8 protein-coding genes are annotated in these 9,942 nt (G+C 56.3%); 2 read left to right on the plus strand and 6 right to left on the minus strand.

Translation table 11 applies throughout. The features are described from left to right. Positions 1-6: 6 nt before the first annotated feature. From def to H9S92_RS06665, 6 genes are all read right to left on the minus strand, one after another. A complete protein-coding gene (gene def, locus H9S92_RS06640) occupies positions 7-561 on the minus strand; it encodes a peptide deformylase (protein WP_187465928.1) in 555 nt (184 codons plus the stop codon). 198 nt (positions 562-759) lie between these two features. Beyond that, a complete protein-coding gene (ruvX, locus tag H9S92_RS06645) occupies positions 760-1,173 on the minus strand; it encodes a Holliday junction resolvase RuvX (protein ID WP_187465936.1) in 414 nt (137 codons plus the stop codon). Between the two features lie 253 nt (positions 1,174-1,426). Further along, positions 1,427-4,915 carry an efflux RND transporter permease subunit gene (locus H9S92_RS06650; RefSeq protein WP_187465929.1) on the minus strand — a complete coding sequence of 1,163 codons (3,489 nt, stop codon included), beginning with the start codon at positions 4,913-4,915 and terminating at the stop codon, positions 1,427-1,429. 92 nt (positions 4,916-5,007) lie between these two features. Beyond that, complete coding sequence (locus H9S92_RS06655) at positions 5,008-6,180, minus strand: efflux RND transporter periplasmic adaptor subunit (RefSeq protein ID WP_187465930.1); 1,173 nt, start codon at positions 6,178-6,180, stop codon at positions 5,008-5,010. A gap of 46 nt (positions 6,181-6,226) precedes the next feature. Further along, complete coding sequence (locus H9S92_RS06660; protein WP_187465931.1) at positions 6,227-7,567, minus strand: TolC family protein; 1,341 nt, start codon at positions 7,565-7,567, stop codon at positions 6,227-6,229. 75 nt (positions 7,568-7,642) lie between these two features. Further along, a complete protein-coding gene (locus tag H9S92_RS06665) occupies positions 7,643-8,314 on the minus strand; it encodes a TetR/AcrR family transcriptional regulator (protein ID WP_187465932.1) in 672 nt (223 codons plus the stop codon). Between the two features lie 523 nt (positions 8,315-8,837). On the opposite strand from H9S92_RS06665, the gene H9S92_RS22800 reads away from it, so the two are divergent. Both H9S92_RS22800 and H9S92_RS06675 read left to right on the plus strand, forming a co-directional pair. Continuing rightward, positions 8,838-9,149 carry a transposase gene (locus tag H9S92_RS22800; RefSeq protein ID WP_187465933.1) on the plus strand — a complete coding sequence of 104 codons (312 nt, stop codon included), beginning with the start codon at positions 8,838-8,840 and terminating at the stop codon, positions 9,147-9,149. 56 nt (positions 9,150-9,205) lie between these two features. Further along, the gene (locus tag H9S92_RS06675; protein ID WP_264757905.1) at positions 9,206-9,934 is read left to right on the plus strand and encodes an IS1 family transposase; all 729 of its coding nucleotides are present in this window, start codon (positions 9,206-9,208) and stop codon (positions 9,932-9,934) included. The last annotated feature ends 8 nt before the right edge of the window (positions 9,935-9,942 follow it).

Raw genomic sequence — 9,942 nt, forward strand, 5'->3', positions numbered from 1 at the left:
AAGCTTTTACTTGCGGAACTTCATCCGGTAGGCAGCGTCAACTTCGCCCTTGCTGATCTTTTCCAGTTTGCGCTTGATGAGCCGCATTTTGAGTGGCTTGAGGTATTCGATAAAAAGAATCCCCTCAATGTGGTCGTACTCGTGCTGGATAACGCGGGCGTTCAGGCCTTTAAAGGTCTCGGTGTGCTCCACGAAGTTTTCGTCTTGCCAGCGGATGGTGATTTCTTCCGGCCGCTCTACCTCCCCGTTGATGTCGGGGATGGAAAGGCAACCTTCGGTGTAAAAACAGTCGTCGCCCGCCTCTTCCAGAATTTCGGCGTTGATGAAGACTTTCCGGACGCCGAGGTGCTCCTCCCCTTCTTCGTGCATCGGCCCACTGTCGACGACAAAAAGACGGATGGAACGGCCAATCTGCGGCGCGGCCAGGCCAACGCCATTGGCGTGCTCCATGGTCTCCCACATATCGGCGATCAGTTGCTCAAGGCCCTCATAATCGGGGCCGATGTCTTGGGCCACTTTTTTCAGTACGGGCTGCCCGTAGGCGTAAATGGGGAGAATCATGTTGCTGCTTGGTAGCTATTTGTGTAAAAAGTGTCAAAGGGCTTAGAGCGTGTCTAAAATTTTTAAGAACTGATAATCAATGACTTATGGTTCTGGCTAGACAAAAAAATTGCGCGCATAGTGGACTACGTAAGCCATTTTTGTGACGCCAGGTTCATAAGTGCTTGGTTATCAGGAAGTAAAAATTTAGACACGCTCTTAGTCCAGTGCTTCCATAAAATCCTGCAAAATAAGGGTGGCGGCCATTTGGTCCACCCGCTCTTTTTCGCGGCGTTTCATCCGGGGCACGCCCATTTCGATCATGGCTTCCATAGCACGGCGGGAGGTACGGAACTCATCCTGCCGGTGGAGGCGAATGGCGGGGTAAAGCCTGGCAAATTTGCGTTCAAAACCCACCACCTCGGCGTTGATCGCGTTTGGGGTGCCGTCTTTGTGGAGGCTTTCGCCAATCACCAAATCCCCCACTTCCTCGGCCAGAAGGTAGTTTTTCAGCCAATCCATGAGCTGCCAGGTGGGGATCGTCGTCAGCCCGTTGGCAATGAGGCGCAGGGGGTCGCTGGCGGCAATGCCACAGCGTTTGGAACCGTAATCGATGGCGAGAATGCGGGAGATTGGAAGTAGATTTTAATGGAATAATGAGGAACACAACCCAAAGAGTGATGGTTGGAAGCTACCACCTATTGGCAGTGGGCGCGGCCGCAGGTGCAAAGTTAAGGGACGGAGAGCAGTGCGCGGCCTCTGCTTTGTCCAACTTTCCCCCGCACCTGCGTCCGCGCCCAGCACGAAATACTGCAAAACGAAGACCGCCATTCCACCAGGCGTGAAATGGCGGTCTTGGGTAGCGGACCGAGGAAGCAGATGCTGCCTAGGTGGTCGTTACCAGATAGTCGCTGCCATCGTCGTCGGTCTCGTCTGAGAGCAGGCGTTCCGGCTCATCTTCTACTGGCCGGTTGACGCGACGGATCAAGCGCTTGGTCGCCCGCCGGGTGCGGTACACCAGCCAGAGCATTACCGGTACTACCACCAGGGTGAGGAAGGTGGCGAAGACGAGACCGTAGATGACCGTCCAGGCCATGGGCCCCCAGATCGCCGTGTTGTCGCCCCCCAGGAAGTAGCGCCCGTCCCAGCTGGCCACAAAGCTGAAGAAATCGAAGTTAAAGCCAATGGCCAGGGGAATGAGGCCCAAAACCGTCGTAATGGCCGTCAGCAACACCGGCCGCAGGCGCGTCGCTCCACCTTCCACGATGCAGTCCCGGATCTCTGACAATTCTAATTCCGAAATTTTCTTTAGCCCCCGTTCGCGGAGTTTTTCCTTCATCAACAGCGTCGTGTAGTCAATCAATACGATGGCGTTGTTCACTACTACGCCGGCCAGCGAGATGATGCCCACCCCGGTAAAGACCACCGAGAAGGTACCGCCGAAGAAGAAGTAGCCCAGCAGTACGCCAATGGTGGAAAGGATGACCGAACTGAGGATGATGAACGGCGAACTGATGCTGTTGAACTGGGCAACAATGATGATGAAGATCAGGAAAAGCGCGAAAACGAAAGCCCCGAGCAGGAAGCCAACGTCTTCCTGCTGCTGTTGCTGCTCGCCGGTAAACTCGTAGGTGAAGCCCTGGGGCAGGTCATAGTTCTGCATCGCCGCATCGATCTGGGGGATGATGTCGTTGCCGACGTAGCCGTCCAGGACGTTGGAGCTGATGGTGATGACCCGGTCCAGGTCTTTGCGCTTGATGGAAGAGTAGGTAGAGGTGTACTCCACGCTGGCTACGGTGCTGATGGGCACCTGGCTGATGCGGCCCGTGGCGGGGTCGCGGAAGGTGATCCGCTGGTCGAGCAAGCTGGCCACCCGGTTGCGGTCTTCTTCTTTGAGGCGCAGGAAGATGGGATACTCTTCTTCACCGAGCTTGTATTTGCTGATTTCCTTACCGTACACCGAGGTGCGCAGGGCACTGGCAATCTGGAAGGTCGAGAGCCCGAAGCGCCGTGCGGCTTCGCGATCAATTTTCACCAGCAGTTCGGGTACGCCCAACTTGACGTCGGCCGCCAATTCTTCAATCCCGGGGATGCCCTGGGCATTGATGTAGCTGATGACTTCATCGCCCAGGGGAATGAGCTTATCGATGTCTTCCCCGGCGATTTCCAGGTTGATGGGTTTACCCGTGGCCGGGCCGTCGGCGTTTTTGTCTACCGTCACCCGCACCCCGGGAACGCCTTTTACCGTTTGCCGGATTTCGTCCATCACCTGCGTCGTACTGATGCCGCCCCGCTCGCGGAAGGGGACGAAGCTGACCGTAATCCGCGCCTTGTTGGGCGTAAATCCTGGCTCCGGTGGCGCGTTCGGGTCGGAGGTATTCTCCCCGATCTGGGTGAGGACGGACTCCACGATGTGCTGGTAAGGCTCCAACTCGGCAATGATTTTGCTCTCCAGCACTTTGGTCGCTTCGTTCGTCGCTTCAATGTCTGAGCCCAGCGGCAGTTCCACGAAAGCGTTGATGTAGAGCGGGTCGGCGCTCGGGAAAAACTCTACGGCCGGGGGCTTGATGGCCGTCAGGACCAACGAAAGCACCATCAGGCCCAGGGTGCCAGCCATCACCAGCCCGCCCCAGCGCAGGGAGCGCTCAATGGTACCACGGTACTGGTTTTCCAGCCAGGGCAAGAAACGGTCTTGAAAAACCAGGGCCGCCGGGCGCATCAGGAAGAAATACAGCAGGGTGACGATCGTAAAGATCACCATCAGGTTGAACAACCACTGCGCACCCGCCAGCAGACCCAGTACACCCAGGATCATCATGGCGGCGGCACTGATCAGGGTGCGCTGCACTTTGCGTTTGCGGCCCCGCTGCGTTTCCGCGCGGCGGTCTACCACCATGAAGCGGCTGGCCAGCACGGGGTTGATCACCAAGGCTACGATCAACGACGATACCAAGACCAGGATCAGCGTAATCGGGAAGTATTTCATGAACTCCCCCACGATGCCCGGCCAAACGGCCAAGGGACTAAACGCCGCCAGCGTAGTCGCCGTAGAGGCAATGATCGGCCAGGCCACTTCCCCCGCGCCGTATTTGGCGGCATTTTCGGCATCCTCCCCATTCTGCATGTAGCGGAAAATGTTTTCCACGATCACGATCCCGTTATCCACCAAAAGCCCCAGGGCCAGAATGAGGGCAAAAAGAACTACGATGTTCAAGGTCACCCCGGAAAGGTAGATCCAGAGAATACCCATCAGCATCGAAAGCGGAATGGCAATCCCCACGAAGAGCGCGTTGCGGAGACCCAGGAAGAACAGCAAGACCAAAACCACCAGGATGACCCCGGAAATGATGCTGTTTTCGAGGTTATCCACCTGGTCGCGGGTGTTGTAAGACTGGTCGTTGAAGAAGGTGATTTCCAGGTCTTCGGGCAGGCTTTTGGCCACTTCCTTTACCGTCGCCTGCACCCCGTCGGAGGTAGTCAGCAGGTTTTCCCCGGATTTCTTGATGACGTCCAGGCTGATTACCGGCAGGGCATTCGCGCGGGCGATACTCTTGGGCTCCTCGTAGCCAAAAGTCACATCGGCAATGTCCCGCAGGTACACCAGGCGCTGCTTTTCATTCTTCACGATGGTGTTGGCCAGTTCTTCGGCGTCCTCGAACTCCCCGACTACCCGGATGGCCCGGCGCATGCCGTTGTTCTTGATCTCGCCGCCGGAAAGGGTCAGGTTCTCCGCCGAAACGGCATTCTCCACGTCCTGGAAGCTGATTTCCAGGCTTTCCATTTTTCGCACGTCTACGGCGATCTCAATCTCCCGTTCCTGGATGCCTTTCAGGTTGACGGCGGAGACGCCATCGACGTTTTCCAGCTCATCCTCCATCAATTCTGCGTAGCGCCGCAACTCTTCGGGCGGGAAATCTCCGCTCATGTTGACCGTCACGATCGGGAGTTGGGAGAGGTTAATCTCCAGTACGGTCGGTTCCGTGTCAAGGTCCGAGGGCAATTCCGGTTTGGCCTGATCGACGGCGTCTTTCGTCCGCCGCACCGCGTCGTCGAAATCTTCGTCCGAGTTGAACTCTACGGTGATGACGGAAAAATCCTGGATGCTCGTGGAGCGGATGATCTTCACCCCGTCCACACTCTGCAACTCCTTTTCCAGGGGGCGGGTGATGAGGTTCTCAATGTCCGCCGCCGAGTTACCGAAGTAGGGTGTGTTGATGTACACCTGGGGAAACTCCACCTCTGGAAACTGCTCCTTCGGCACCTGGTCGTAGGCAAAGAGGCCGAAGATCAGGATCATGATGGCGAGCAGAAATACGCTCGTTCCATTATCGACGGAGAGGTTGGTTAAAGAAAAAGTTCTTTTTTGCGATTCCATAAAGTATGGTCCGTTGTACGCTGGGCAAATGACCGGCAGGGGGCGGCACCGGGTTTACGGGTGCCGCCTGCGGCCTTCTGCGGCGGTATTTTTTATTGAATGGGGTTCTGGCTGATGGAAACGCGTTGGCCGTCGGTCAGGCCCCGGGCACCGTCGGTGATCACGCGGTCGCCCGCCTTCAGCCCACTGGTGATGATGGCGCGGTTGTCGTAGCTTTCACCGGTTTCGATGAAGGTCTTGCGGGCCACCTGCCCGTCGTCGCCCTCCGCGACGGTGAAGACGTAGCGCCGGCCGTCAATTTCCTGCTGGATGTGGTCTTGGCTGACGACAATGAGTTGGTCGGCAGTAAAGTTGAGCACTTCCACTTCGGCCAGCAAGTTGGCCTTGAGTTGGCCGAGGTATTTCGACGGGACGTCCACTTCCACTTCAAAAGTCCGGTTAGCCGGGTCCACCGTCTTCCCGATCCGGGAGATCGGGGCCTCAAATTCGAGGTTGAGTGCCGGTACCGTCACTTTTACTTTCTGGCGGAGTTTCACCTTGGAAAGCAGGTCTTCGGAAGCGTCGGCCACCACGTCCAGGTCGTTCGTGCTCAGAATGGAAAGGATCGGTGCGCCGGGCATGGCACTTTCGCCCGTGCGCAGCATCACCTGGCTTACCGTCCCGCTCAAGGGGGCGTACACGTTGCGCTTGCTGGTCTGCACGTCAAAAGATTTGAGTTGCTGCTGCACCCGCTCGTAGTTGTTCTTCGCCTGGAGGTACTGGATTTCGGAGCCGAGGTTTTGCTCCCACAGCCGCTGCTGCCGCTCGAAAACGGTTTTGGCCAAATCCGCCGCCGTTTCCAGTTCCGCCCGCTGGGTGGTGATGCTTTCTACGTCGAGGACGGCCACGAGTTGCCCCTTGCGGATGGCGTCGCCTTCCGCAAAATTCATCCGCAAAATCCGGCCCGCAATCTCCGGCGTGGCCATGGCCGTTTCGGCCGCAGTCACCGTCGCTTGCACGCGGGCAAAGCCTTGGAAAGACGCGGGCTCGAGGGTTTCGTAAGCCACCAGCGCCGCCTTCGGAGCGAGGCTCGGGTCGAGGGCGTAAATGGTGTCTTCCAGCGCCTCGATTTCCTGGGCCAGGGCCCGCAGTTCAGCTTTTTTGGTGCGCAGGAGTTCTTGCTTGCCCGCCAGGTCAGCCGGCATTTCGTCGCCTTGAGTGGCGCTGCCGCAGGATGCCAGGAAGGTCATCAGGAGCAAGGGGAGGGAAAAGAATATATTTTTCATCGGAAAGGAGGGGAGTAAAGGAGTGTGATGTTTTGGATGGGTGGGATTAGCGCCCGAGCGCCAGGAAGAGGTCTTCTTTGGCCAAGAGGGTTTCGTACAGGGCATTGAGGTAGTTGGCCTGCGATTCGTAGAGCGCCTGCTCGGCCTGCACGGTCTCGATGCTGGAGCCTACCCCTTCGCGGTACTTCACCTGCGTGGCGTCGTAGATGCGCTGGGCCAGGGCCAGGTTTTCTCTCAGCACCGCCAGGCGATCATTGGCCGCTTTGAAGGTGGCGCGGGCGTTGAGGACTTCCAGTTGGATGCTGCGCTGCACATCGTCGCGCTGGTTGATCACTTTCTGGGTCGCCAGCTTGGCCCTTTCCACGCGCGCCGAGCGGCCGCCGAAGTCGTAAATCGGGATATTGGCAGAAAGACCAATCAACACCGTTGGGGCCCAGAAGCCGTCCTTGAGGTTGTCCCCCTGGTACTGGTACTGCCCCGCCAGGTTGGCGTACACCGTTGGCAGGTAAGCCGCCCGCTGCAACTCTTCGTTGAGGCCCTGCAATTCGATGGTTTTGTTGAGCAGGCGCAGTTCGGGGCGTTGGAGGTAGGGGATATCGGCCGTCAGCAAAGTCGTTTCAATCTCCGTTTCCAGGCGGTCCAGGTCGTCTTCGACGCGCAGGGCCTCGTCCACCGGATAGTTGATGGTGAATTTCAGGGCCCGCAGGGCGTTTTCGGCCTGCTGGTCCACCTGGTCGCGCTGGCTGCGCAGGTTGTTCAGGCTCAGTACCAGGCGGTCCACATCGAGTTGCTCCACGAAGCCAGCGTCGTACTGCGCCCGGGTTTCCCCCAGCAGTTTTTCCAGGTTGGCGATGTTGTTATCGAGAATGCCGAGGTTGGTCTTGAGGAGCAGGACGGGAAAATAGGCCCGGGTCACCTGGCTACGCACCGTGCGTTGGGTGTTTTCCAACTGCAGGTTGTAGTAATCACCGCTGGCCTTCGCCGCCCGCAGGCCCACGAAGAAGCTGCCGTCAAAAAGCATCGTCCGCGCGCTCAGCCCACCTATAAAGCTGTTCTTCAGCTGGAAGGCGATCGAGGTCGGCGCGTTCGGGTCTCCCATCGCAAAAGCTTCGGGAAGGGGCAGTACCGGTACCTTCAGGTAGTGGGTAAAGTCCAACGAGCCATTGATCTGCGGAAGACCCGTGCTGAGGCGCTCCTTCACGTTTTGTTCGGCGTCGAGGATGTCGACTTGGGCATTGCGGATGGTGTTGCTGTTGCTCATCGCGTAGTCCACGGCCTTGGCCAGGCTAAAGACCTCGGCGGTGTCCGCTTGGGCCCGCAGCCCCGGCAGCCCGCCGGCCACCGCCAGGACGAGGAGCAAGAAGAAATGTTTAGATATTGGCTTCATATCGGTCAATTGTAAAGTACGGGGAGTGTGTAGTACGTCATTTTGGGGGTGTGGCCGCTATCCGGGCCCAAAAGCCTATTCGAGGGCTTCTTTTTTTAAGTAGGCCTCCAGCCGGTCGCGCCCGAACTGGTTGAGGATGCCGTTGAGGTGGTAGGTACTTTGTTCACGGATGATGTCGGAAATGGACCGCTCCTGGGCCGGAAAAACCTGGGTATCGACGATCAGCCCGACGATGCCCACGTACAAGCGGGCGATGATGCTGGGGTCGAGATCGGCCCGGTAAAGCCCTTCCTCCATTCCCCGGTTGATGTTTTCCTCGATCTGCCGCTGGAAGAACTGCTGGTGCTCCATAATCTGCCCCCGCCAGAGGTCGGGGTAGTACTTCTGCAGGTCATACATCGTCGTAGGGGAAATGGCCCGCATCTGCCGGATGAAGTAGCGGCTGTTGCGCAGAAACTCATCGATCGCGTCCAAAGATTCGTGCTGGTTGGCCCCCAGCTGCTCCACGTCCCGGCACTGGTCGGCCTGCATCACCATCTCAATGAGGTCGCGCTTGTTGTCCACAATCTGGTAGATGGTTTTCTTAGAGGCCCCCATCTGCCGGGCGATGTCGTCCATGCTGACGCTCTTCAGCCCCAGGCGCATAAAGAGCTCGTCGGCCGTAGCCACCAGCTTTTCACGTAGTTTATCGGTTTCATTCACGGAGGGGTAAACGAGGGAAACTTTGGATGGTTTGAAAGTTTCCAAAGTTTTTTCGGTTTTCTGCAAAAAAAATCGCCCGCCGGTCCTGAAGACTGCCGGGCGGTGTAGTGGGCGTGGGCGCATGGCCAGTTTTGTGATGCTTTTGCCCTTCGGGAGTGTGGCTTGGCTTCGGGCTAACGCATCAGAACTCATCACAACGGGTGCTCCATTTGCTCTTCGCATGGATTTTGGTGCACATTAAGACCTGGTTGAGGGTGTCCCCACCCGAATGTCCACGTTTCGGGTGGGGACAGCCTCAGCCGAAGTTTTGCTTCGCAGTATTTCATGCTCTGGGAGGGGATCCATATTCGATGTCCGTGTAAGCATCCCAGGAAACCGATTGCAAATAAGACTGAGGGAGAGAAAAGGCTAAAGTTTGTTCAAGCGAGGCAACCTCACGTTTATTACGGTCTACCATGGCGTTGTTGCATGAATCGGCCGACTGAGACCTGATAGCCAGGGGGGTGAAAGTTGGGCTGGAGCCCGTATCTTTGGATCTACTACAAAACAAGAACAAAGCGTCCAGCCCATGGCAAAGATAAAGAAAGACGAGCGATTCGAGGCCACAACTAAGGAGAAATATACTGTTGTCAACTGGTCGGAGTATAACAAAGCGCTAGAGAATCGGGGGAACATCACCTTTCTTATTAACGAGGACGTCATCCAGAACTGGTACAGTGAGGAGCCTGCGCAACGAGGCGCACAGTTTCGGTACAGTGACACTTGCATCGAGACAATGATGATGTTTAAAACTGTTTTTAGATTGCCATATCGACAGGCCCGTGGATTTGCTGTGGGCATCCTCAATCGGCGGTGTATCATTAGTAATGGCACTCTGTAAAGGAAGATGGCAGCTGGGCAAGTTCACTATCTTAGTGGCGACAAAACTCAGTAAGAATGCTTACCTGCCCAAGCTGCACGAGCTGCAAGATAATCATGTACGGCAAAACTCACCACCAAAAGCAACGTTTTCGTTGTAAGGATTGTAACAGACAGTTTGTCGTAGATAATGGCCACTTGATCAGCAAAGAGAAACGTGGATACATTGAGCGACTGCTTAGCGAAAGGGTAAGCTTACGTGGAATTTGTCGTTCCATGGAAGTGAGCATGACTTGGCTGATGAACTTTGCGGCTTCAATCTGGGAGCAAACGCCGGACAATTTGGGAGTAGATTACGAGCTCCTAGAGAATCTGAGTGATGAAGAGCTACAATCCGTTGAAATTCAATTAGATGAGATGTGGTCTTTCGTCGGCTGCAAGAAAAACAAGCGTTGGATTTGGGTAGTCTATTGCCCAGCGATCAAGCAGGTTTTGGCCTTTCATGTTGGAGGTCGAGGCAAAGCGGACGCCGAAAAAATGCTAGATAAGCTCCCGCAACGGTTAAGAGATCACTGCCAGTTTGCTACCGATTACTGGGAGGCATACTACCAGACGATACCAAGTGACCAGCATCATCCGAGTAAGGCGCTTACTTTTTTCATTGAAGGTTATTTTACGGGCGTCAGAGCAAGGGTAAGTAGATTGGTTCGGCGCAGTGTCGCTTTCTCGAAGAAGCTAGAGAACCATGTGGCGGCCATTGGCTACTTCCTCTGGCAGCGAAACTTGATGGCTCACCATTACTATTGATACACCGC

Source organism: Neolewinella lacunae, assembly GCF_014349155.1.
Classification (GTDB): Bacteria; Bacteroidota; Bacteroidia; order Chitinophagales; family Saprospiraceae; genus Neolewinella; species Neolewinella lacunae.

Excerpts from the sequence above, each read along its gene's own strand:
- H9S92_RS06650 (WP_187465929.1), bottom strand. The coding sequence starts at position 4,915 with ATGGAATCGCAAAAAAGAACTTTTTCTTTAACCAACCTCTCCGTCGAT.
- H9S92_RS06660 (WP_187465931.1), bottom strand. The coding sequence starts at position 7,567 with ATGAAGCCAATATCTAAACATTTCTTCTTGCTCCTCGTCCTGGCGGTG.
- H9S92_RS22800 (WP_187465933.1), top strand. The coding sequence starts at position 8,838 with ATGGCAAAGATAAAGAAAGACGAGCGATTCGAGGCCACAACTAAGGAG.
- H9S92_RS06655 (WP_187465930.1), bottom strand. The coding sequence starts at position 6,180 with ATGAAAAATATATTCTTTTCCCTCCCCTTGCTCCTGATGACCTTCCTG.
- H9S92_RS06675 (WP_264757905.1), top strand. The coding sequence starts at position 9,206 with ATGCTTACCTGCCCAAGCTGCACGAGCTGCAAGATAATCATGTACGGC.
- def (WP_187465928.1), bottom strand. The coding sequence starts at position 561 with ATGATTCTCCCCATTTACGCCTACGGGCAGCCCGTACTGAAAAAAGTG.